Below are 22692 nucleotides of genomic sequence, written 5' to 3'. Positions count from 1 at the left end.
GGGCGTAGGACATGGAAGTCTCCAGTCGCGAAGGGTCAGGGGGTGTCGGCCGCCAGGGCCTCGCCGAGGTGGTGGCCGGAGAGCCAGGCATCCTCGACCCGCGGCCCGCGCCAGCCGTCGCCACATAGCGCCAGGCCCGTGGACGAGCGCCGATAGTCGAGGTTGACGGCCTCGCCCGCGGCGAAGACGTTCGGCTGGGCGTAACGCCAGAGGTGGGCGCCCAGGTCGCTGGGTTCGGGCAGGGTGACACCCTTCGGGAGACACTCGTGGAAGGCCTCGAGCAGTTGCCGGGCCACGGCCTCGGCATCGAGCGCCAGGTTGGCTTCGCTCCACTCCAGCCTTGCCAGCAGGCTGAGGCTCTCGCCCTGTTCATGGCGTCCGGGCTTGTGGTCGTTGCGGGTGACGAAGCGCAGCGGATCGGCGGCCGGCGCCCGGTCCTGGCCGGGATCCAGGCGCACCGCCTGCCAGTCGTCATCGACGCCCGGCAGGGATGGCAAGGGGGCATCAAAGCATGCCCAGGCGGTCCAGCAGGGGCGCTGGATCACGGCCTCGCAGGCCTCCGTGAGGGCCGGCTCGTGGTCAACCAGCAGCGCCGCGGCCTGCGGCGTGGGTATGGCGATCACGACTCGCGCGAAGGGACCATGCTGCTGCTGATGCTGGTCCAGTAGCCACCACCCGTCGTCTCGGGAAGCGAGGCGCTCGATGCGCGTAGCGGTGACGATGTCGAGTCCCTCGGCCAGTCGGCGGGGGACGGCACTCATGCTCGGGGTGCCGATGAAGCGTTCGACATCGTCACGGTGACGCTGCCAACCTTTCTCGTCCACCTGCCAGAGGGTATCGGGCCAGGTGGCGACATGGCCCGCATCCTGCCAGTCTCTCACCCGGCGACGGAAGGCCGAGTCGCGCACGCTGAAGAATTGGGCACCATGATCGACGACGGCGGCCGGTAGCCGGCGGCTGGACATTCGCCCGCCAGGGGCTCGGCCCTTGTCGAACAGGCGCACAGGCTGGTCGGCGGAGTGCAGGGCCTGGCCGCAGGCGAGGCCGGCAATACCCGCGCCGATGATGGCGGTGGAATCGTGAGGCTGGGGCATGGTCATCTCGTGCAGTCAACGGCGTTGATGGCTAGACTAGCAGAAGTGTACAACGGCTGTATAACTCACGGTGGCTTGGGAGGGATTCTGGATGCGAGTGCTGATCACGGGCGGCAGCGGTTTTGTCGGGCAACGGCTCTGCCGGCGACTGAAGGAGGCTGGGCATCGCCTACTGGTGGTGTCGCGGGAACCGGAGCAGGTGCGCGATCGCCTGCCTGAAGGCAGCGACATCCGCCGTTCGGTGCTCGATTTCGTCGATACGCCGCCGGATGCCATCGTCAATCTGGCCGGCGAGCCGATTGCCGCGAAACGCTGGAGTGACGACCAGAAGAAGCGTCTGATCGACTCCCGAGTCAATATCACCCGGGATCTGGTCACGCTCTGCGAACAGCTCGAGTCCAGTCAGGGTCGCACGCCTCAGGTGATGGTCTCGGCGTCGGCCATGGGTTACTACGGTGACCAGGGCGATGGCGAGGTTACCGAAGAGACACCGCCCCATGACGAATTCGCGCACCGCCTCTGCAAGCGTTGGGAGGAAACCGCCCGGAAGGTCGAGGACTTCGGCGTTCGCGTGGCTGTGCTGCGCATTGGCCTGGTGCTGGATATTGGCGGCGGCAGCCTGCAGAAGATGCTGCCGCCCTTCAAGATGGGGCTGGGCGGTCGCTTTGGCGACGGCAAGCAGTTCATGCCCTGGGTCCACCGTGAGGATCTGGTCGGGGCCATCATCTTTCTGCTGGAGCGCGAGGACCTGGAGGGCCCCTTCAACGGCAGTGCGCCCCATCCCGTCACCAATGCCGAGTTCACCCGCATCCTGGCGAAGCAGCTGGGGCGCCCCGCCCTGATACCGGTACCGGCCATTGCCCTGGAGACCGCGTTCGGGGAGATGTCGCGGCTGCTGCTCACCGGCGCCGACATGCGCCCGGCCCGGCTGCTCGAGGCCGGCTTTGAGTTCAAGTTCCAGACCCTGGAAGCCGCCCTGGCCGATATCCTGGGGTGATGCTTCCCGAAACACGCTGAGGGGCGCCGGGGACAGGCCGAAGAGGAGGTCCTATGCCAGGGGTGAGAAGCACTGCTTCGAACGGGCTGGCCAAGGATGGCCAGCACCGGTCCTGCAAGCGGAGCGGGACGCGAGAGCGAAGCTGGGCATCGGTAGCGCCCAGGGAGGGGTTCACAGCGCCTCCGGAAGGCCGGCCCCGCTCGCAGTCCTGTCCCCGGATCAGCCCCGACTCGTCTGATTCACCGCGCTTCCTCACCCACGGTGACGATCACCCGGACCGCGTCCAGGCGCAGCCGGGTGCCCTCAATGGCCTCGTCCAGGGCGGCGCGCTCGGTGCGTAACGCCTCGAGCTCGTCGGCACGCACCGCCGGGTTGAGACGCGAGAGCGCCTCCAGGCGGCTGAGCTCGGCATCGAGCTCGGCCCGCATACGCCCCTGAGCAGCCTCGACGATGCTCGGCAGTTCCCGCTCGGCCTCCGCCTCGCCGCCGTCGAGCAGCTCGCGCAGCCGGTCGTGGCGGCTCTTGATCAGGTCCCGGGCCACTGCCTTCTTGACCTTCTGCACGGCCTTGGAGAGGCCAGTGAAGGAGATCTTGTCAGTCAGATTGGTGCCGGATTCGTCGAGCAGCACCCGCACCGCGGTGGGCGGCAGAAAGCGGTTGAGGTGCAGACGCTTCGGTGCGGGACAGTGGGTACGGAAGACCAGCTCGACCATCAGCCTGCCGGCGGGAATCGCCGGATGCCTGAGCAGGGCCAGCGCCGTATTGCCCATGGGCCCGTCGAGAATACGCCCCATCATCTCGCGTAGCAGCGGGTGCTCCCAGGAGAGGCGCTGGACATCGTCCCGCGCGAGGGCCCGGGCGCGGGAGAAGGTGGCCGAGAAGCCCTCCTCCCCTTTCACCAGGCCTGGCAGGCCGTCGAGCATCTGTGGGCTCGGCTGCAGATGCAGGATGTCGCCGCCCAGTTCCTGGCTGTCGACGCCGAAGATGTCCAGCGCCTGGTCCAGGTAGCGGGTCAGGGCCTTGTCGGCATCGAGCTCGCGGATCGCCTCGATGACTGCATCGGCGCGCTCGTGTCGGCAGGCGTTGAGCTCCAGCAGGCGGTTGCGCCCGGCATCGCGCTCGGCCAGGCGCGCCTCGAACAGCGACCGGGTCTCCGCGATCACCTCCTCGAGGGCCTCGTCGTCGAGCAGGCTGTCGGCGAGGGTGTCGCCGAAGGCGGCATGGATTTCGCTGCCCAGGCCATGGGGCGCGCTGAAGGCGTCCATGCCCTGGTGATACCAGCGCAGCAGCTTCTCCCCGGGGCTGTCGGCGAACACCGGCACATGCAGCTCGATGGCGTGGCGCTGGCCGATGCGGTCGAGCCGGCCGATGCGCTGCTCCAGCTGGTCGGGGTGCAGCGGAAGATCGAACATCACCAGATGGCGGCAGAACTGGAAGTTGCGTCCTTCCGAGCCGATCTCCGAGCAGACCAGCACCTGACAGCCCTCTTCCGGGTCGGCGAAGGCCGCCGCGGCACGGTCGCGCTCCATCAGCGTGAGGCCCTCATGGAACACCGGCGCCTGGTAGCCGCCGAGTACCCGTAGCCCCTCGGCAAGTCCCAAGGCGGTCTCGCGGTGGTGGGCGATCACCAGCACCTTGTCGTCGGCGAACCCCGTCTCGGTGTCGTCGGCGAGACGCTCCAGCAGCCAGGTCACGCGCGAGTCGAACTGCCACCAGGGTTCGGTGTTGAGCGGGTCGTGGGTCAGCGCCCGGTACATGGCATCCGGATAGATCAGCACTTCGGGATGGTCGAGGCCGGTCTCGATCAGCAACTCGTCCAGGTAGTCCTCGTCACGGGCCAGGCGGCGCAGCACTCGGCGGTAGGAGGAGGGCGCCTCGAGCGCCGTAAGGTGCAGGCGACGCTCCGGAAAGCCCCCCACATGGCGGCGACTGTTGCGAAACATCACCCGGCCGGTGCCGTGGCGGTCCAGCAGCTGGTCGCGCAGCTGATCGCGGGCGGCGGCGTGCTGGTCATCGCCTCGCTCGGGGTCGGCGAGTGTATCGAGCAGGGCCAGACTGTCGGGCTCGACGATCACCGCGGCAACCCGATGGCGATCGGTGTCTTCTCCTGGCAGGCGCTCCAGGGCGTCGATCGCCTCGGCGACCTCCACGTAGTGTTGCTCTTCCTCTCGGAAGGCCTCGAGGCTGTGGTAGCGGTCGGGGTCGAGCAGGCGCAGCCGCGCAAAGTGGCTGGTGAGGCCCATCTGCTCCGGGGTGGCGGTGAGCAGCAGGATGCCGGGCACCTGGGCAGCCAGGCGTCCTACACAGTCGTAGCCGGGGCCGCTCTGTTCCGGGCTCCAGTCGAGGTGGTGGGCCTCGTCGACGATCAGCAGGTCCCAGTCGCAGGCCAGCGCCTGCTGTTGGCGGTGGGGGTTGGCGAATAGCCAGTCCTGGCTGGCCAGCACCAACTGACCGGTGTCGAAGGGGTTGGCATCGCCGTGGGCCTGGCTCTGCTGCTCGTCGAGCAGGGTGACCTCCAGGGCGAAACGGCGCAACAGCTCCACCAGCCACTGGTGGGTCAGGCTCGCCGGCACCAGGATCAGCGCTCGCTCGGCGCGGCCGGTGAGCAGCAGGCGGTGCAGGATCAATCCTGCCTCGATGGTCTTGCCCAGCCCTACCTCATCGGCCAGCAGCACCCGCGGCGCGTGGCGGCGGGCCACCTCGTCGGCGATGTAGAGCTGGTGGGGTATCAGATCGATGCGCGGCCCGGCCAGGCCGAGCGCCGGGTTCTGCTGGATGCGGTGGAAGTGGTGCAGGGTGCGAAAGCGTAGATCGAACCAGTCGTTGCGGTCGACCTGGCCGGTAAGCAGGCGGTCGCGGGCCTGGTCGAACTGCATGGTGTCGGCGAGCCGCGCCTCGGGCAGCTCGCACAGCTCGCCGGCGTCGTCCTCGCCGATATAGACGATCAGGCCGCCGACCTCCTTGCTGTCATCGACGGTCATCTGCCAGCCCTCGGCGGACTGGATGCGGTCGCCGCTGCCGAAGGCCACCCGGGTCAGGGGGGCGTTGCGGCTGCTGTAGGTGCGGGTTTCCTGGCTGGCGCCGAAGAGCACGGTAACGCTGCGGGCATCGCTATTGAGAATGGTGCCCAGGCCGAGTTCGGCCTCGCCGTCGCTGATCCAGCGCTGGCCGGGAGAGAAATCGCTCATGGTGCCTCGGGGATGCTTGAGATCGTTTCGTCGGTGCCGCTGACCACGCTGAGCCCGGCAGCAGCAGGGCGCGGTATCTTACAGCAAAGCCCGGCGCGGCTTAAGCACTCGTGCCGATCAGCGCTCTTCCAGCCAGGTAGACAGCTGGGCGCGGGTGAGTTCCCCCACATGTTGATCCAGGGCGCGCCCCTCGCCGTCGAACAGCAGGGTGGTGGGCAGGCCCGGGGACTCGGCCAGCACCATCAGCCGCTGGCGCGGGTCGAGCAGGGCATGGTCAAAATCGAGGCCCTGTTCGTCGAGATAGCGCACCACCTGCAGCAACTCCTCGCCCTGGTTGACGATCACCACGGTAACCCCCTCGCGGGCGTCGGCCTCGGCCAGCAGCGGCATTTCGCGAAGACAGGGCGGGCACCAGGTGGCCCAGAGATTGACCACCACTCGCTCGTCGGACAGCGAGTCCAGGTTCACCTCCTCGCCCTCGAGGTTCTCCAGGGCGAGGTCGGGCAACTCGCGTAGTGCCATGCCGCCGCCGAGCGGCGCCAGGGTGACCAGTGTCAGCCAGAGCAGCGAGGCACCCAGTGCCAGGCCCATGCCGCCCAGCATTGCCCCCAGCCGATCGCGCAGCGACCAGGCGGTCCAGCCCAAGGCGGCCAGCAGGCCCCAGAGGCCGTGATAGCCAGGCTGCCAGAGCTTGAGGATGTCCAGCGGCGCTTCGGCATAGGCACCCAGGTTCATCAGTCCATGGCCCACGCGAGCACCGATCAGCCAGGCCAGCAGCAGGCCGTTGAACCAGCGAGCATGGCGGCCCCGCGGCAGGCCCAGCAGGAAAGCGCTGGCAGCCAGCAGGAAGAGGGCGGCGAAAAAGGCGTAGAGGCGGGGTAGCGCGATAAGGACAGGCCCCAGGGCGATGGCATCCATGTCGTGGCGGTGACTCCCGAGAGGTCGGCGGCTAGCGCGGCAGCGGTGACACTGGGCGGATTCGTTTCACCAAGCCTACTGCCGGCGGGCAGGGCTGTCACTCACCCCTCTTCGGTAGCCTGTATGGCGGTATCCACCCTCGATATGTTGCCTGTTCCAGGACTGGACGATGCGACTCCCGATGAGGAGTACTTCAATCAACCACTGATCCAGGCGGCCTGACGCCTATGATCAACCGATCAGAGCTTAGATGACCTGTCAGGTGGTCCGAAGGATGGGGTCCACTTCACACCACACCATAGACCGGAAAATCTATGATTGGCAGGAAATCGCAAGCAAAACGTGTCAATACAAAGAAATTGGCGAGTATTCGCTAAGTTACTGAATTCCTAGACTACAGATGCCGATTTCAGGCCAAAATCGAGCTGGAAGTGTCGAACTCGGGTGATCAGCGCTGATGAGACGCTGCTCGAGTCCTTCCTGGCCCGCGGCTTCGTGCCCGGCATGCTGCCCGAGCCGGGCCCCGCTCCCCACGGCCTGGACGCCCTGCGCGGCTGGCTGTATGAGGACTTCGGCGAATGATGGCGGCCGGGATCCTGACCGGCGGCAAGACGCCGGCTAGGGTGGGGAGGGTTCCATCTCATGATTTACGAGGAAATCGACCCCGGGGGTGCCGGGCTCAGCGTGATGATTCTTGCATTGGAAGGGTGGATCGTTTTGCTAAGGTAATCGATTCCGCTGAAGTGAGCGAATTCATCAAGCGTTCTGACGCTTCCCAGTCCAAAGCCTGTACTGAGTATATTGTTATTGATCAAGTCTGACAGTCGCAGTTCAGACGTTGCTTTTCTTTCCAGCCACTTTATTTTTCTTTTTTCCTCGATGTCTTTCCTCCAATGGTGGGAAGAATTCTCGACCCCCTTCTGCTTGTAGAGATGCAAGAGGGGTATCTGGTCATGACGGGGATGAAAGATATCCCACCCCCTTGTGTACGCTCGCAATGCTATTCCTTGCTCTTCCCCATGGAAATAGAAGCTGGGATCATAGGGGATAACCTCCAGGAAATGACCAAGAGTAAAGATGAACCCGCCTGCGACATGATGTCCGGCTGAGTAATCACCGCCTTTTTCATGAGCAACCATGAACTTGAGTTCATGGGAATCCTGCCTGGCAAAGCCCTCTTCCCTCGCTCTCAATGAATAGATGGACTCTGAAGGCGTATATTTCTCAACAGGATTTCCGTGTTGGTCAAATTCAAAAGGAGGAGGGTATGTGCTGATGACAGGAAGGGAGCTATGATTTTTCAGGTTTATCAAATTTTCAATAAGAAAGGTGTCCCAATCTGGCTTGAATAGCGTGTGTGAGTCAATCTGTAGATAAAAGTCTTCCCCATCGTAAAGACCGCCAATCATGTTTCTTGCCCAGCAAACGCCTTTTGATTCGATAGGATTTATATACAAATAACGGATGTTATCCTGCCAGTGAAACTCTTCAAGTTGAGGCGTTATATTATCAAAAGCCTGGTCGAAAACGCCTACGTGAATATCAATTTTACCACTCGATCTTTCGAACAGACTTCTCAATGTGAGCATAAGGTTTTGATCACAGAAGGCAGCAATGCTCACGAATATTGACTTTCTGTTTTCCAAGTCCATGATGCAGCCTCTTGTAGTGTTTGAAGTTAAAAAGATCTTGTCTTGCTGCCTCAGGATTGTTGGAAACGCGATTGGGCTAGTGGCATGTCCCATAGCCGTATCACTTAACCTCATAATAGGAGGTAAAGACGGCATGATTCGAGCGGGTTTCGGGCAGCACATAGACGACGCCATTGGAGTGTTTGAAGGCGGGGCTTACCAGGGTGGTATAGAAGGTTTTCGGCACATTGATGCAGCCATAGGAAATCCGCTTGTCCTGTACATGGGGTGACGCCAGTCGCTCCTCCCGGCGCTCACTGGGGGTGCCGGCGACAACCGGATGGAGGGAAAGGGCGTCTTCATAATCTAACCAGAGTATCTCGCCGCCCTTGAGGTTGCGCCCTAGTGAGGACACGAAGCGGCCCGCGGGCGTCGTGCGCTCGTCCGGCGGAATACTCGCCAGGGCTCGCTCGCCAATGCCCGGAACGGAATCGTCACCCACCGCCATGCCCAGCAAGGCGGAGGCCTCCCCGCGGAGTTCACCCTGCACATCGAACATGAAAACCCTCGCCTCCTGCTTGTCGATAATCATGAAGGGCATGCCAAGATTGTCCCCCGAGTCGATGATCCAGTTAATGGTTCCCCTCACCTGCTCCGATGTGTGATCGATGGTGAATCGTGGTGTTGAATCCAACTGGTCGTAGGAATTTGCCTGTGCAACTTGCGGTACGACAAAGGCAAGCATCAACCACCACAGACGGAGTGTTTTCCTGGTAATCAAGGGCATGGCTCCAAAGGAGATTATCCTGCGTTTACATCATGCAGAACTGCTACCAGCACTATGATAGCGTTGGTAGCAGCTTGCCCCACTCATGTCTCAAGATCAGAAGCGGTCCTGCTTGGGCTCATAAACTGGCGCCACATAGGCATCGCGCGACGTCACGCGATCGCTTTCCGGCTGCGGCCCTACCCGCTCCAGCTGCGATGTCGGAATAGCGATGGCGGCTGTCGCGAAGGTCAGCTCCAGCCCTTCGTTATTGTTCTCGGGCGAGCCGCCATTTTCATCCACCGAGGGGATGTCGGGCCTGAGAGCCTCCTCTGGCAAGGTAGGTTCTTCAGGAGTAGCGACGTCGGGCTCGACAGGCGTTGGCTCGGGCGTTGGCTCAGGGGTCGGCTCGGGCGTTGGCTCAGGCGTCGGCTCGGGCGTTGGCTCCGGCGTCGGCTCAGGGGTCGGCTCGGGCGTCGGCTCTGGCTCGACGGGGACAGGATTGACTACCAATTCTCCAGGGGCATAAGTGATGTCGTAGTTGGTGGCTACGAAGGTCCCGCCATCGGCATCGCTGGCTTCGATCGCATAAGGACTGCCATCAACAGTGGCGGTGGCGACTGTGCCATCGCTGTTTAGGGCGACGCTGTCGACGCTCTCACCATTGACGAGACCGTCGGACGTGAAGGCCGTTGGCGAGAGTGTCAGGGTTTCACCGAACATCTTGCTGTCATCATTGGCGGTGATCAACAGGGGTGCCGGGGTAACCATCAAGGCGCCGTCGACATACGCAATGATGTAGTTGTCAGGATCGAAGGTGCCGCCCGTTGCATCGGTTGGAGTAATTGCGTAGGGGCTGCCATCCACGTTGGCAGTGGCGACCGTGCCGGCGCTGGTCAGGGTGACATCGGTCACTGTCTCGGCATTCACCAGTCCGTCAGAGGTAAACGCATCGCGGGACAGCGGGAAGGTTTCTCCATAGACCTTGGTGCCGTCATTGGCCGTGATGGTCAGTGGTGCCGGCGTGATATCCGCCCGGGTGAAATAGGTGCCAGGCGTGGTCTCGTAGGGAGTAAAGAGTGCATACACAGGGTCGTCAAAGCTGGTCTCATAAGTGATCGGCTTTTCGACGCCCACATCCTTGGTGTCGAACAGGGCATTGCTTGTCGTGCCCAGCGCAACGGGTGGTGGCGTAGCGGTGGTGTCGGGTTCCATGCCACTGACGGTCGCGTCGCGCAGGCCGTCATACACCTTGTCCTGGCCCTGCCCGAATACCCAGGCCTTGGCATCCAGGATTCCTCCGCCGGTCAGTTTCAGATCATACGCGAGGATTTCGTCGTTAGTGGTGGCGTAACTGGCAGGGTTGAAGCGAATGCTCAGATCGCCCGTGCCTATAGTAATGCAGTTAGAAGCACAGTTGATGATTGCGGTGCCGCCGAGGGTGGCCCCCGGCCCGGTACCGTCGTTGTCGGCAATCAGCGTGACGTCGCCGGTCGTCACCGTGATTGGCGATTCGATGTTGACATCCTGACCGGCGACCGCAGTGAGGTTGCCAGTCGTGATGGTTGACGCCGCTGCCAGTGTCACGTCGTTTTTCGCGTCGAAGGTGAGGTTGCCGGTGGTGGTGGTGATGGCGGCGTTGACGTTCACATCGCGCTCAGCGTTGGCTACCAGGCTGCCATCCGTGCCGGTAATCGCCGCGTCGATGTTGATGTCGCGATCGGCGTTAAAGGTGAGGGTGGTCTGCGCCAGCCAGGTGATGGCGTCATTCACACTGATGTCGCCGTTTCCAGTGCCACTGGCGCCGCTGTTTTCCGTGGTGACGGTGATGTTGCTGCCTCCCAGGCCAGTGACCAGATCGGCAACATTGATATTGGCCTCGTTGACCCCGGCGTTTGGCGCGAAGACGTTGCCGGTCTCGGTGGCGCCCGTGGTGGCCGCACTGGAGATGGTGATATCCGCCGGATCGAGCAACCACATGCCCACGGTACCGTTGGCTGCGCGGGTATCGATCCTGATGCCCGCCACGTCCAGCCAGCCACCGGAGGTCTCGATCAGGCCGCCGTTACCGGATTGTGCGCCGCCACGCGCCGAGATCGTGCCATAGGCGCGGGTCGAATTGTCCGCCCACAGCACCGCCGTGCCGCCGTCACCCGTGGTGATGGCATCGGCGTTGATGCGGGAATCGGCGCTCATGTAGGTTGCGCTAGCGTTCTGTAAAGCGGGGTCGTTGCCCTGGTATCCGCCACCGATCAGCACGCTGCCGCCGCCGGCATCGCCGGAGGCATCAACCACCGCATCATAGAGGCCGACATGATGGGCGGTTGCCGTGACACTACCCCCGGTTTCACCGGCATCGGCGCCGGACACATCCAGGCTGCCGCCAAGGTTCAGGGTGCCGCTCTGCCCGTCACCCGTCAGCATGATGGTGCCATTGCGGTTTTCGATGCTCTGGGCGCGGATCTCTCCGCTGTTGTTGACCGTGGACTGGAACATCTCACCTGCCGATTGCGCAGTCATCAAGACCTTGCCACCATCGGCCTGGATCATTCCGCCGTTCTGCACCAGCGCATCCAGCGCACCCTCGCTGACGGCCACATTCAGCAGGCCATCACCCGCCACGTCGAGGGTGATGGCGTCACCCGCTGCCAGCGCCACGGTACCGAGATTGGCCTGAAGGGTGCCCTGGTTACTGACATTGGCGCCGAGCAGGGCGACATGGCCACCGTCGGCATTGATCGTGCCCTGGTTGACGATGCTGCCGTCCCCGGCGCCCGCGAAGTCGTAGCGACCTGCCATGAAGTCGCTGTCGCTGATTGCCAATGTCGAGGCCACCAGGCCGCCGACGTTGACCGAGGCGTTCTGACCGAAGAGCACGCCGTTCGGATTGACCAGGAAGACGCGACCGTTTGCAGTGAGCCTGCCCATGATGGCGGAGGGGTCGGATCCCAGGACGCGGTTAAGCGCGACTGCGCTGCTGTTGGGCTGGGCAAAGTTCACCGCCTCTCCTGAGGCAATATCAAACGCCTGCCAGTTGATGGCGGCATTCTGACTGCCTTGGATGATGTCCATAGACGTAGCATCGCTACCGATACTGACACTGCCGGCAGACACCTCGCCTCCCACCGGCAAGGCCCAGGCGTTGCCAGTGACCGCCAGGAGCATCGAAGCGATCAGCGGCTTCAGTGTGAAGCGGACGCCACTGGCTGAAATGCTACCGCTACTGCTGGCAACTTTCCTTCCGCCCCGCTTTGCAAATTCGGAAACCGCGACAAAGGTGCCGATTTTCTGGTTCCAGATGGATTGGTAGATTCTATTCATGATGTTTTTCCAAGTATGTTGCACGTCGGGTTAACGGGTGAGTGCCAATGTTTCGAAAAAACGATCAAAAATACTTGACCAGCTGTAACCAGAATTGACCGTCCGAATCCGGTGCTGCAGTGGCTTCTTCATTACCCAGCTTATGGGCGTAGTAGGATTTGACGGAAAAATTGTTGTAATCGACCCAGTTGACGCCCACACCGGCTCCGCTCAGGGTCCGGTCATTGTCAGCGTCTTCAATTTCATTCCAGGGATCCTTGTGGATAGTGACCGTACCGGCATCGACGAAACCGAGAAGATGCACGTTGCCTGGCACACGCTGGGAAAGGCCTGCCAGCAGGAGCCGTGCTTCCAGGGTTGCCAGGTAACCTTCATCGGCGAAGGCTTCACCCTGGGGGTAGGCGCGCACGCCATTCATTCCGCCGAGTGACATCTTCTCGGAATTATCGAGATTGCCCGAGGCGAACTGGGCGCTTACCGATCCATAGAGGGAGAAAATGTCGGTGAGTTGCTGTACTCGCATGACACTCAAGTCCACTTTTTCGTAGGAGCCATTGCTCCTCGCCGTCATGGCATCATCGTTGCGAAAGGAGGGTGTCTCGATATCGATTTCGCCGGCATGCAGGGTGACGGAAGCCGCCGTGAGGCCGCCCGCGCCCAATTCATCGCGGTGGTCACCATGGAAACCCGCTGTAACTACATTGGCGTTCTTTTTGACCGTGGGGAGAAGATCGTATCTGTCTTCGAAGGTCTTGTAGTCGTAGCCTAGCTGCGCATAGAGATTGGTCTGGCGTGAGCGGATCAACGGGTAACGACCGAAGACACTGGTAATCTGTGCATCGCCTTCGACACCCAGATCACGGAATTCCTTGCCGACTTCATACTCGAGATGGCTGTAGGACACGCCGGCCGTCGCCTTGCCAAACTGCATCTGGTAGGCGCCACGAGCGTAATCGAGGCCGTCGAAACTGCTTAGCACGCGCAGGCTGGCCACATCACCTCGTCCTGCTAGGTTGTTGATGTGAATTGTTCCGCCCAGTCGCTCCTCGCCGGTGTAGTAGTTGCCCGCGTTGTCGGCATCGATACTGCCTGTTACCCGCTGTCCTGGCGTGACATCGACGATCAGGTCAGCCGCTCCCACCGACTGGCCCGGCACCAGGGTCGACTGCACGTTGACCCCGGGGATGTCCGACAGCAGCAGAAGCCGGCTCTCGAGAGGGGCGCGATTGATCACCTCACCCGTATCGACGTCACTGAGAAGGCCAGTGGCCAGCTCGTCCGAGAGATTGCTCTGGTTGCGCAGGGTGATATCGCCGTAGCGACCTTCCACCACCGCGATCTTCACTACGCCTTCTTCGATGCTCTGGGCAGGCAGGTAGGCTTGCGCGACAAAATAGCCATTCTGGTGATAGAAGTTGGTGATCCGTGAGGCCATTGCCTGCAGGTCACTCAGGGAGAGCTGTGTTCCCGGTCGGAAGCCGGTAAGCGAGAGGAGTTCCGCCTCGGTATACAGGCTCTGTCCGCTCAGGCTCAGTGCATTGACCTCGATCCTCGCACTGCTGCTGGCATCCATTACTGGCGCCTGTGGCTGTTGCACATTAATTTCCGGTGCGGTTTTTTCCACAGTCGGCGATGGAGGGATCTGCTGAAGCTGGCCGCCGGCGCTGGGTAGAGCGCCGCCGGCAACTTGAGCGGCAACAATCCCTGGGCTTAATGCGAGTAGTGCAAAGGAGATAATTTTCTTCATCACCATATTTACCTTGGCGTTTTCTTTCTGATTTCATTGGAGTCTGTAGAAATCGCAGGCTCTTGTTTGTCAGTTCAGGTGAAAGTTGGTAAGAAACTTGTAAAGGTGCTCACTGAATTTCTCCCCGATATAGCGTCGAAGAGACGATGGTATTGATTCAGCAGGTTTTTTGTTGTTGCGATCAAGATTTCAAAATAGGCGAAAGAAGAAAGAAGGGGCGCTATGTGGGAGGTGGCAAAGTGAATTTGCCCGCCGGCTCTCAATGTATTACGTTTTCTCAGAAAAGTCGTGTTTTTTCAAAAAATGACTAATTGCTTTAAATAAGGATTTTAAGGGTGCTTTTTTTATTGTTTTCATCGAAGTTGATATGAGGGGAGTGTTTGACATAATGTGTGGTGTTTCATGTCCTTGAAACTGTTTCGCTTCACTTCCTCGGCTTCGCAATTTTGATAAGCCTCGTGAATGATATTATGGTGTGCGTATAGATCGCCGTCTGTGCGTCAACACACAGACGGCAACGATGCAGTCACTTCGCGTGTCCTTCCTCCACTGGGAGATCTTGAGGATATCCAGCGGCGACGGGACCTTGGTCGCGTTACACTAGGCCCGGCTAGCCCACTGCCAGCCTGTGATGCTGTCACTCACACCCGCGGGAGCCTGCATGGCCGTATCCACCTTCGATACCCTGCGTGCCCTGGCGATCGCCAGCCAGGCGCTGGGGTTTATCCTGATTCTTACTCTGGAGACCCTGATGGGGGATGCTGCGCGTCCTTGGCAGGGTTGGACTCTGGCGGCCATGGTAGTGGCGGCCCTGTGGGTCGCCCTGGTGCGGCTCTACCGGCGCAACAGGGCGCGCAAGGCCATGGTCAGACGCCTGGCTGACCACGATGATGATGTGGACTGAACGGGCCGCACGGTAGACACACAATACGGTGTGGCTCGGTGGCCCGCCAGGTCTGGAGTTCTGGCGCTGACGCCATCCGCTAACCGTGTATGCTGGAAAACAGCCGACGACAGGGAGCGGAGCCATGACTGACTCGATGCCCGATGATGCCCGGGAGGCATCGCCGTCACGCCTGGCGCGACTCAAGGTCCCGCTGGGGCTGGCGCTGGGGCCTCTGGCCTTCCTGTTGCTGGCGCTGGTGGAGTCACCGGCTGACATGCCGCCAGCGGCCTGGCAGGTGGTGGCCCTGACCGCCTGGATGGCGGTCTGGTGGGTGCTGGAGCCGGTACCCATCGCCGTCACCGCGCTGCTGCCGGTGGCCGTGCTGCCACTCATGGGCGTGGCACCCATCGACCAGGTGGCGGCGCCCTACGCCAATCCGCTGATTTTTCTCTTTCTCGGCGGCTTCCTGCTGGCCGAGGCGATCCAGCGCTGGAGCCTGCATCGGCGCATCGCCATGCTGGTGCTGCGCGTCTCCGGGCTGCGCCCGGATCGACTGGTGGGCGGCTTCATGTTGGCCACGGCGGGGCTGAGCATGTGGGTCAGCAATACTGCCACGGCGGCGCTGATGGTGCCTATCGGTATCTCGGTACTTGCCATGCTGGAGCGGGAAGGCGGCGAGGGCGCTAGCCATAACATGGCCTTGACCCTGCTGCTGGGGATCGCCCTGGCTGCCAACATCGGCGGTATGGGCACCCTGATCGGTACGCCGCCCAATGCCCTCTTGGCCGGCTTCATGGCTGATAACTACGACATCAAGATCGGCTTCGCCCAGTGGATGCTGGTGGCGGTGCCTCCCGCCCTGTTGCTGCTGGTGCTGGCCTGGTGGCTGCTGACCCGTTGGATCTACCCGGTGAGCCACGACGAGCTGCCCGGCGTGGCGCAGATGCTCCACGAACAGAACCAGGATCTGGGGCGCATGAGCCCTCCCGAGCAGCGAGTGGCGGCGGTCTTTGCCCTGGTTGCCCTGGCCTGGGTCACCCGGCCGCTGCTCGAGTCCTGGCTTCCGGTATCGCTCAGTGATGCCGGCATCGCCGTGATCGGGGCCTTGCTGCTGTTCGTGGTACCGGCCCGGTGGCGCCAGCGCCAGTTCCTGATGGACTGGGACAGCGCTCGGCAGCTGCCCTGGGGGGTACTGCTGCTGGTTGGTGGGGGGCTCAGTCTGGGCGCAGCAATCGAGGGGAGCGGCCTCGCCGCGGCGGTGGCGGAGGGCCTTGGGGCCTTCGGTACCTGGCCGACCTGGGGCCTGGTAGCCATGGTGGTGGTGGTGGTGATGCTGATGAGTCACGTGACCAGCAATACCGCCACCGCGGCGGCGATCCTGCCGCTGACCGCAGCACTGACTGTGAGCCTCGGTGCCAGTCCGCTGCTGCTTTCGGTGCCGGTGGCCATGGCGGCGAGCTGTGCCTTCATGCTGCCGGTGGCAACACCGCCCAATGCCGTGGTGTTCGGCAGCGGCCGGCTGAGCGTGGCCGAGATGATGCGCGCCGGGGCCCTGGTGGGGCTGGCGGCGATCCTGGTCATCACCCTGGTGGTGTTCTTGCTGGCCATGCCCGTGCTTGGCTTCGGTTGGGCGGCTTGATCCAGAACAATGCTGGATCACTGTCAGCGTCTAGTCTTAAGGTAAGAGGGGTGCCGCGGGGTACCCCGGTATGTCACTAGAAGGGTAGATATCATGTACCAGTCAATCCTCGTTCCCGTCGACGGTTCCCGTCATGCCGAGCACGCGCTCAAGGTAGCTGCCCAGCTGGCGAGGGGCACGTCCGCCACTCTGCATCTGATGACCGTGGCCGAGTTCCCGCCGGACAACCTCGGCCTGTTTACCGGCGGCACCCCCGAACCCTTCACCGAGGAGGATCGGGAGAAGCTGGCGGCCGGGATGAAGGAAGAGGCCCAGAAGGCGATCGACAAGGCGCGCGCCGCGGTCGATCTTGCTGACATCGAGGTCGAGGAGGTGGTCCGTCAGGGCCGCCCGGCGGAACTGATCGTCAAGGAGGCCGAGGCGCTCGGTGTCGATGCCATCGTCATGGGCAGCCGCGGTGTCAGTGACGTAAGCGGCATGGTGTTCGGCAGCGTCTCCCACAAGGTCAGTCACACCGCCGATTGCACCGTCATTACCGTGACCTGAGCTCACGATTTTGCAACAAAAACGGCCACTGCTCATATGAGCTGAGTGGCCATTTTTTACCAGTATTTTGGTCGATATCAGAGGCTAGATTTCCTCTAATTTGATTCCGTGCTGGACGGGCTAGGACTTGATCTGCTCATAGTCCGGCCAGGAAGTCCAGCCCTGACCCACTAGCTGGCCGATAAAGGGCTTCTCGACGTCCATGTCCTCGGGACCTGCCATGCCGTGTCTCACCGCTTGAATTTTACAATCCTGAGCGTACCAGTTTGGTAATCATTAGCCCGTTTCGGATATTGCGACTTTTGTTTATTTCGAATAGCCTGGGAAGTAACGATGGAACACGAGACGGCAGTCAGCAGTAGCGGGCTGCCTGGAGGTCATGCCATGAACACCGCTACCCAAGATACAGTGCCCCATGACGCCGAGCTCACCCGCCTGGCCAGGGCCAGTGCCACCGAGCTTAGCCAACTGCTCCGTGAACGGCCGGAGAGCGATCGTGCGCATATCAAACTTGAAGATGCGGACCTGGTGCTGCCCCGTCAGGCGCTGGTGCTGCTGCGCGACCTGCTGACCGAGATGGCCCAGGGCAATGCCGTGACCATCCTGCCTACCCATGCCGAGGTGACGACTCAGGAAGCCGCCAACATGCTCAATGTCTCGCGGCCGCATCTGGTCAAGCTTCTTGAGGAGCGGGCGATTCCGTTTAGCCGAGTGGGCACGCATCGCCGGATTCGCCTGCAGGATCTGCTGGCCTACAAGCGCCAGCAGGAGGAGGCCTCCGAGGCCGCTCTACAGGAGCTGGCCGACCAGGCTCAGGACCTGGACATGGGCTACTGATGCGCTTCGTGGTCGTCTACGACGCCTGTGTGCTCTACCCCGCGCCATTGCGGGACCTGTTGATGCGCCTGGCCACCTCGGGGCTCTATGCGGCGCGCTGGACCGAGCAGATCCACGACGAGTGGACGCGCAACCTGCTCAAGAAGCGCCCCGAACTGGCGGAAGCGCTACCGCGAACCGTCGAACTCATGAATCAAGCGGTGCCGGATGTCCTGGTCACCGGACACGAGCCGCTGATACCGGCGCTTGAGCTCCCCGATCCTGACGACCGTCATGTTCTGGCCGCGGCCATTCGCGCTGGAGCCCAGCTGATCGTCACCTTCAATCTGAAGGACTTTCCCGCCGACACCCTGGCCGGCTTCGGGATCGAGGCCGTCCATCCCGATACCTTCCTGGAACAGCAGTTCGAGCTGAACGAGGGACTGGTGCTCAGGACCGCCCATCGCCACCGCGCCAGCTTGCGCAGGCCTCCGAAAAGTGCCGAGGAGTATCTCGATACCCTGGCAGCCTGTGGCCTGATCGTCACCGCCGACAGGCTGCGGGAGTTCATCGATGTCCTGTAACGGCTAGCAGACCGACCTCACTTGGCCATCGCTTTCAGCCTTGGGCGGAAGGCGTTGACGAAGTTGTTAAGCTGTTGCGCCGGAATGGCCGGTTACACCTGGCGCCGGAGAACGTGCGTTCCGCCGTAGCCATCAGAAACGCAAAACCCCCGGCATGGCCGAGGGTATTGAGTCACTATCTGGTCACGTGAGACTCAGGCTGTATGAGAGAAAATGGGCCTAAACCTTTGAATTCTTTGGTCGGAGTAGCAGGATTCGAACCTACGACCTCTGCCTCCCGAAGGCGTGATCGCTATATTTGAGGAGAAGCTAACAGAAACAAATACCGCCATATATATCAATAAAAACAGCGTTTTAACAATACATTAGTGTTTTCTGCTTGTTGCCCGTTTTTGCCTGTTCTAACCTACCTCCGGAACCTATTTGGAACCTAGAAAACGAGGCCAAGGGTATGACGACAAAGACAGAACGGCTGACGACTAGGGTATTGGAGCGTCTCACCAAAGAGCTTCCTGAAGGGGGCGAGGTGTGGGACCCCGATCAAACTGGCTACCATGTTCGCGCCGGCAAGCGTGGCCTGTCACTGCGCGTGTCCTACTACAATCGGGCTGGCCAGCGCCGTGTGCTGACCCTTGGCCGATACGGCATCGGCAACATGACGGCCGCCCAGGCGCGCAAGGATGCCGGCGAGGTGTTGGCCATCGTGACCCAAGGCGGCGACCCACGAGCCGTACTGGAGGAGGCAAAGGCCGAAGAAAAGCGCCGGCAACAGCAGACCCTCCGTGCCTATCTGGATGGTCCCTACACCGCCTACCAGAACCGCAAGAAGGATGGAGCGGCCACTCTGCGGCGCATCCGCTATGCGTTTGCTGACTGGCTCGACAAGCCAATGGGCAGTCTGACGCGTGCCGATGTCGAGCGCTGGCAAGCCCAGCAGGAAGGGTGAATGCACCGCAAGATGACGAATCAGACGTTAAGCCCCGTGCCTTCTCCACCTTGAAGCGTGACTTCGGTGCTCTCTATACGCTGCTGGGTCATGCTGCCGAGCGCCAGGTTATCCCGACGAATCCGCTGGAGGGTATCAATCTCCAGAAGCCGGCGTTGACGGAGGAACAGCTGGCCGAGCAGGGCACCGAGCGCCGCTATTTGGAACCTGAGGAGGTGAGGGCGCTGTTCGCCGGGCTGGAGGCATACCAGGACGAGAAGCGCCAGCAGCGACGCAGCAGTCGCGCTCATGGCAAGGCCTATCTGACCGACCTCGATCGCGTCCCTTATGTCGATCACGTCGTGCCGTGGATCCTGACGATGTACTACACCGGCTTTCGCCCAGGTGACTTGTTCGGTTTGCGCTGGGAGCACGTCAATCTGCCATTCGCCACGATCCGCAAAACCATCGTATAGAGCGACAATCAAGATGAGAGTCCCGCGACAATCAAGATGAGAAAGCCGAGACCTTCGGTTGTCGACGTCGGGAGGGCGTAGCCCGAACGACGTCGACGAGGGAAGGACGGCGGGATCCCCTTCGGGAACCCCGCCGGGTGATCGCGGCCGACCCGGCATAGAGTGGTCTTCTCGCCAAAGAGGAGCACCCCGTGCCGGGACGACACGTCACCGATCACCAAGTGAGGCTTTACATGACTTTTCGCCGTAGTGATAGTCCCACCGCCGCCGCTGCCAAGGCCGCGTTCAGCACCGCCACTGCCTACCGCCTCGAGGACGACCCTCGGTTGCCATCGCAGACGGCGGCACCCCGCACCCGGCGTCGACCCGATCCACTGGCTGGGCTCTTCGACGAGGAGGTGGTGCCCCTGCTGGAGGCGGCCCCGGGACTGCGGTCGATCGCCGTGTTCGAGGAGTTGCGGCGCCGCCATCCCGAGCTCGACCACGGCATCCGCCGGACCCTGGAGCGCCGGGTGCGCGCCTGGCGGGCGGTGCATGGGCCCGAACAGGAGGTCATCTTTCGCCAGACCCATGAACCGGGGCACATGGGCCTGTCCGACTTCACTGATATGGCCGACCTGCAGGTCACGGTGGCCGAGGGGCCCCTGGACCATCGCCTGTATCACTTCCGGATGGTGTATGGCGGTTTCCAGCACGCCCATGTGGTGCTGGGCGGCGAGAGTTTCGTCGCGCTGGCGGAGGGGCTGCAGAACGCCTTGTGGGCCCTCGGCGGCGCCCCACGCGAGCACCGCACCGACAGCCTGTCGGCGGCCTTTCGCAACCTCGGGCAGGCGGCCCAGGATGACCTCACCCTGCGCTACGAGGCGCTATGCCGGGATTACGGCATGGTACCGACCCGCAACACCACCGGCGTGGCCCATGAGAACGGCAGCATCGAGAGTGCCCATGGCCACCTCAAGCGCGCCATCCACGATGCCTTGCTGCTGCGCGGCTCACGCCACTTCGATAACCTGACCGCCTACCGGGCCTTCATCGATGAACTGGTCAGCCGGCGCAACGCCCGGCATCAGCCTCGGATCGACGCCGAACGGACCACGCTGCAGCCGCTGCCCCGGCAACGTAGCCAGGACTACGAGGAGATTCGGGTGCGGGTGACGTCTTCCGGCGGCTTCACGCTGCGCAAGGTGTTCTACTCGGTGCCGTCCCGGCTGATTGGCCATCAGCTGCGGGTGCGCCTGCATGACGATCGCCTGGACGTGTTCGTCGGTGGCAGCGCGCTGATGACCCTGCCCCGCGGGCGCGCCCAGCGTGGCGGCCGACATGGCCATGTCGTCAACTACCACCACGTCATTCATGCCCTGCGGCGCAAGCCGGTGGCGTTGTTGAACCTGGTCTACCGCGACCAGCTGTTCCCGCGGGAGGCCTATCGGCGCACCTTCGACGCCTTGCTTGCCGGCGGGGAGGCCCGGCCGGCCTGCCGCTGCATGGTCGGCCTGCTGGCCTTGGCCCACGAGCGGGGCTGTGAAGCGGCCCTCGCGCAGCACCTGGAGGGGCTGCTCGAGGCCGGCGAGTTGCCGAACCTCGACGCGCTGCGAGCGCGTTTCGGTCCTTCCCCGAGCGAGCTGCCCCGCGTCGAGGTGCGACTGGTGTCGCTGGGGATCTATGACGCGCTGATGGACCGCCCGGCGATGGGAGGGGTGGCATGAACCCTTCCTCGACGACCGACGCCGCACGGCTCACCCTGATGCTCACCGACCTGCGCCTGCCCACCATCAAGGCGGTGTGGTCGCGCTTCGCCGACCAGGCCGATCAGGAGGGGTGGCCGGCAGCGAGGCTGCTGGCCACGCTCGCCGAACACGAACTTGCCGAGCGGGCCCGGCGCCGGCTCGAACGCCACTTGACCGATGCCCGGCTGCCGCCGGGCAAGACCCTCGACAACTTCGACTTCACCGCGGTGCCGATGGTCTCCCAGGCCCAGGTGAGGGCCTTGACCAGCGGCGACCGCTGGCTCGACGAAGGCGCCAACCTGATCCTGTTCGGCCCTCCCGGCGGGGGCAAGAGCCATCTGGCGGCGGCCATCGGCCTGGCCCTGGTGGAGGCGGGTTATCGAGTGCTCTACACCCGCACCACCGACCTGGTGCAGCGGCTTCAGGTGGCTCGTCGGGAGCTCACCCTCGAGGCCGCCATCGCCAAGCTCGACAAGTACCATCTGCTGATCCTCGATGACCTCGCCTACGTCGCCAAGGACCAGGCCGAGACCAGCGTCTTGTTCGAACTGATCAGCGCCCGCTACGAGCAACGCTCGCTGCTGATCACCGCCAACCAGCCGTTCGGCGAGTGGGGCAAGATCTTCCCGGATCCCGCCATGACGTTGGCCGCCGTCGACCGCCTGGTCCACCACGCCACCCTCTTCGAGCTCAACGTCGACAGCTATCGACGCCGGACCGCGATGGAGACCAAGCGCTCGCAAGGACGGCCGGCAACATGCGCGACACTCAAGACAAGCCACTCCGTGTCGCTCAGCGACACGGGCGACACGGCCACGAATGACACCGCTTGCCTACCAGGGGAGGGAGCTTAAAAAAGGAGCAGGGCCGCGACACCGATTTCTCATCCAGATTGTCGCTGGCTTCTCATACAGATTGACGCGCTACACCATCGAGAAAACTGCCCACAAGCGCCCCGAGCCGCAGACCTTCCCTCTGTCAGGTGCGGCCGTGGACGTGCTCAAGGGCTGGTGGAAGCAGCAGGGTGAACCGAAGGTCGACCTGGTGTTCCCGTCACCGGTCACTGGCAAGCGAATGGCGCCGACAGCGATGCAAAAGCCCTGGGCGGCTGTTCGCAAGTCCGGTGGTCTGCCCAATGACTTGCAGCTCTACACCTTACGGCACAACTTCGCGTCACAACTGGTCATGGCAGGCGCCGATCTATTGGCAGTGTCCAAGCTGATGGCCCACGCTGACATTCAGACGACCATCGCGCACTATGCGCACCTGGCCCCAGACCACAAGCGCGACATCGTTGAAGCATTCGCCCGAAGGGCGCCGAGGCTGAGCACTGAAACAATCGTCGCAGCAGAGGCACAAGATGTCTCCAATAGGGAGTTCCTTGAGGACGTCCATGTGGCCAAAAGCTGAGAGGAGGTGCCGTACGGCAAT

The 22692-nt window shown here is 62.5% G+C and carries 19 protein-coding genes; 12 read left to right on the top strand and 7 right to left on the bottom strand.

The genetic code is table 11. The features are described 5' to 3' along the window. Positions 1-35: 35 nt before the first annotated feature. Entirely contained in the window at positions 36-1094 is a 1059-nt protein-coding gene (locus HALO32_RS03600; protein ID WP_225809725.1) for an NAD(P)/FAD-dependent oxidoreductase, read from the bottom strand. Between the two features lie 91 nt (positions 1095-1185). Between HALO32_RS03600 and HALO32_RS03595 the strand changes: the two genes are divergently transcribed. Further along, positions 1186-2091, top strand: a complete 906-nt coding sequence (locus HALO32_RS03595) for a TIGR01777 family oxidoreductase (protein ID WP_151442432.1) — start codon at positions 1186-1188, stop codon at positions 2089-2091. Between the two features lie 239 nt (positions 2092-2330). Here HALO32_RS03595 and rapA read toward each other — a convergent pair whose 3' ends face one another. Next, positions 2331-5279, bottom strand: coding sequence for an RNA polymerase-associated protein RapA (gene rapA, locus HALO32_RS03590; RefSeq protein ID WP_151442431.1), 2949 nt, complete (start codon positions 5277-5279; stop codon positions 2331-2333). A gap of 117 nt (positions 5280-5396) precedes the next feature. After that, positions 5397-6197, bottom strand: a complete 801-nt coding sequence (locus HALO32_RS03585) for a TlpA family protein disulfide reductase (protein ID WP_151442430.1) — start codon at positions 6195-6197, stop codon at positions 5397-5399. Between the two features lie 444 nt (positions 6198-6641). Between HALO32_RS03585 and HALO32_RS17915 the strand changes: the two genes are divergently transcribed. Next, complete coding sequence (locus HALO32_RS17915; RefSeq protein WP_192576427.1) at positions 6642-6779, top strand: hypothetical protein; 138 nt, start codon at positions 6642-6644, stop codon at positions 6777-6779. Positions 6780-6844: 65 nt separating this feature from the next. Here HALO32_RS17915 and HALO32_RS03580 read toward each other — a convergent pair whose 3' ends face one another. The 4 genes from HALO32_RS03580 to HALO32_RS03565 all read right to left on the bottom strand — a co-directional run bounded on the left by HALO32_RS03580 (position 6845) and on the right by HALO32_RS03565 (position 13662). Then, on the bottom strand, positions 6845-7849 hold the full coding sequence (locus HALO32_RS03580) for a GlcNAc-transferase family protein (RefSeq protein WP_192576426.1): 1005 nt from the start codon (positions 7847-7849) through the stop codon (positions 6845-6847). Between the two features lie 100 nt (positions 7850-7949). Continuing rightward, complete coding sequence (locus HALO32_RS03575) at positions 7950-8615, bottom strand: hypothetical protein (protein WP_225809722.1); 666 nt, start codon at positions 8613-8615, stop codon at positions 7950-7952. Positions 8616-8711: 96 nt separating this feature from the next. After that, complete coding sequence (locus HALO32_RS03570; protein ID WP_151442428.1) at positions 8712-11915, bottom strand: two-partner secretion domain-containing protein; 3204 nt, start codon at positions 11913-11915, stop codon at positions 8712-8714. A gap of 64 nt (positions 11916-11979) precedes the next feature. Further along, positions 11980-13662, bottom strand: coding sequence for a ShlB/FhaC/HecB family hemolysin secretion/activation protein (locus HALO32_RS03565; RefSeq protein ID WP_151442427.1), 1683 nt, complete (start codon positions 13660-13662; stop codon positions 11980-11982). 661 nt (positions 13663-14323) lie between these two features. Here HALO32_RS03565 and HALO32_RS03560 point away from each other — a divergent pair. The 10 genes from HALO32_RS03560 to HALO32_RS03520 all read left to right on the top strand — a co-directional run bounded on the left by HALO32_RS03560 (position 14324) and on the right by HALO32_RS03520 (position 22671). Beyond that, positions 14324-14566: a hypothetical protein gene (locus tag HALO32_RS03560; protein ID WP_151442426.1), complete on the top strand. Its 243-nt coding sequence runs from the start codon at positions 14324-14326 to the stop codon at positions 14564-14566. Positions 14567-14690: 124 nt separating this feature from the next. After that, positions 14691-16187 (top strand): SLC13 family permease, encoded by a 1497-nt coding sequence (locus tag HALO32_RS03555; protein ID WP_151442425.1) that lies wholly within the window; start codon positions 14691-14693, stop codon positions 16185-16187. A gap of 93 nt (positions 16188-16280) precedes the next feature. Next, positions 16281-16733, top strand: coding sequence for a universal stress protein (locus tag HALO32_RS03550; RefSeq protein WP_151442424.1), 453 nt, complete (start codon positions 16281-16283; stop codon positions 16731-16733). A gap of 384 nt (positions 16734-17117) precedes the next feature. Beyond that, positions 17118-17570, top strand: a complete 453-nt coding sequence (locus HALO32_RS03545; RefSeq protein WP_151442423.1) for a helix-turn-helix domain-containing protein — start codon at positions 17118-17120, stop codon at positions 17568-17570. Continuing rightward, complete coding sequence (locus HALO32_RS03540) at positions 17570-18133, top strand: PIN domain-containing protein (protein WP_151442422.1); 564 nt, start codon at positions 17570-17572, stop codon at positions 18131-18133. Before HALO32_RS03545 ends, HALO32_RS03540 begins: the two co-directional genes overlap by 1 nt. A 451-nt stretch (positions 18134-18584) precedes the next feature. Then, positions 18585-19079 (top strand): Arm DNA-binding domain-containing protein, encoded by a 495-nt coding sequence (locus tag HALO32_RS18070; protein ID WP_225809720.1) that lies wholly within the window; start codon positions 18585-18587, stop codon positions 19077-19079. Further along, entirely contained in the window at positions 19076-19534 is a 459-nt protein-coding gene (locus HALO32_RS18065; RefSeq protein ID WP_225809718.1) for a site-specific integrase, read from the top strand. The genes HALO32_RS18070 and HALO32_RS18065 overlap by 4 nt, the downstream gene beginning before the upstream one ends. Positions 19535-19725: 191 nt before the next feature. Continuing rightward, the gene (gene istA / locus HALO32_RS03530) at positions 19726-21240 is read left to right on the top strand and encodes an IS21 family transposase (protein WP_151442421.1); all 1515 of its coding nucleotides are present in this window, start codon (positions 19726-19728) and stop codon (positions 21238-21240) included. Next, entirely contained in the window at positions 21237-22115 is an 879-nt protein-coding gene (istB, locus tag HALO32_RS03525) for an IS21-like element helper ATPase IstB (protein WP_151442420.1), read from the top strand. The genes istA and istB overlap by 4 nt, the downstream gene beginning before the upstream one ends. After that, the gene (locus HALO32_RS03520) at positions 22081-22671 is read left to right on the top strand and encodes a tyrosine-type recombinase/integrase (protein ID WP_225809716.1); all 591 of its coding nucleotides are present in this window, start codon (positions 22081-22083) and stop codon (positions 22669-22671) included. The genes istB and HALO32_RS03520 overlap by 35 nt, the downstream gene beginning before the upstream one ends. The last annotated feature ends 21 nt before the right edge of the window (positions 22672-22692 follow it).

Source organism: Halomonas lysinitropha (assembly GCF_902500215.1).
GTDB classification, from domain to species: domain Bacteria; phylum Pseudomonadota; class Gammaproteobacteria; order Pseudomonadales; family Halomonadaceae; genus Halomonas; species Halomonas lysinitropha.
This window is presented reverse-complemented; position numbering and strand designations above follow the sequence as displayed.

What these genes read in the sequence shown, in the direction of transcription:
- HALO32_RS03600 (WP_225809725.1), bottom strand. Translation starts at nt 1,094, where the DNA reads ATGCCCCAGCCTCACGATTCCACCGCCATCATCGGCGCGGGTATTGCC.
- HALO32_RS03595 (WP_151442432.1), top strand. Translation starts at nt 1,186, where the DNA reads ATGCGAGTGCTGATCACGGGCGGCAGCGGTTTTGTCGGGCAACGGCTC.
- rapA (WP_151442431.1), bottom strand. Translation starts at nt 5,279, where the DNA reads ATGAGCGATTTCTCTCCCGGCCAGCGCTGGATCAGCGACGGCGAGGCC.
- HALO32_RS03585 (WP_151442430.1), bottom strand. Translation starts at nt 6,197, where the DNA reads ATGGATGCCATCGCCCTGGGGCCTGTCCTTATCGCGCTACCCCGCCTC.
- HALO32_RS03580 (WP_192576426.1), bottom strand. Translation starts at nt 7,849, where the DNA reads ATGGACTTGGAAAACAGAAAGTCAATATTCGTGAGCATTGCTGCCTTC.
- HALO32_RS03575 (WP_225809722.1), bottom strand. Translation starts at nt 8,615, where the DNA reads ATGCCCTTGATTACCAGGAAAACACTCCGTCTGTGGTGGTTGATGCTT.
- HALO32_RS03570 (WP_151442428.1), bottom strand. Translation starts at nt 11,915, where the DNA reads ATGAATAGAATCTACCAATCCATCTGGAACCAGAAAATCGGCACCTTT.
- HALO32_RS03565 (WP_151442427.1), bottom strand. Translation starts at nt 13,662, where the DNA reads ATGAAGAAAATTATCTCCTTTGCACTACTCGCATTAAGCCCAGGGATT.
- HALO32_RS03560 (WP_151442426.1), top strand. Translation starts at nt 14,324, where the DNA reads ATGGCCGTATCCACCTTCGATACCCTGCGTGCCCTGGCGATCGCCAGC.
- HALO32_RS03555 (WP_151442425.1), top strand. Translation starts at nt 14,691, where the DNA reads ATGACTGACTCGATGCCCGATGATGCCCGGGAGGCATCGCCGTCACGC.
- HALO32_RS03550 (WP_151442424.1), top strand. Translation starts at nt 16,281, where the DNA reads ATGTACCAGTCAATCCTCGTTCCCGTCGACGGTTCCCGTCATGCCGAG.
- HALO32_RS03545 (WP_151442423.1), top strand. Translation starts at nt 17,118, where the DNA reads ATGAACACCGCTACCCAAGATACAGTGCCCCATGACGCCGAGCTCACC.
- HALO32_RS03540 (WP_151442422.1), top strand. Translation starts at nt 17,570, where the DNA reads ATGCGCTTCGTGGTCGTCTACGACGCCTGTGTGCTCTACCCCGCGCCA.
- HALO32_RS18070 (WP_225809720.1), top strand. Translation starts at nt 18,585, where the DNA reads ATGACGACAAAGACAGAACGGCTGACGACTAGGGTATTGGAGCGTCTC.
- istB (WP_151442420.1), top strand. Translation starts at nt 21,237, where the DNA reads ATGAACCCTTCCTCGACGACCGACGCCGCACGGCTCACCCTGATGCTC.
- HALO32_RS03520 (WP_225809716.1), top strand. Translation starts at nt 22,081, where the DNA reads ATGACACCGCTTGCCTACCAGGGGAGGGAGCTTAAAAAAGGAGCAGGG.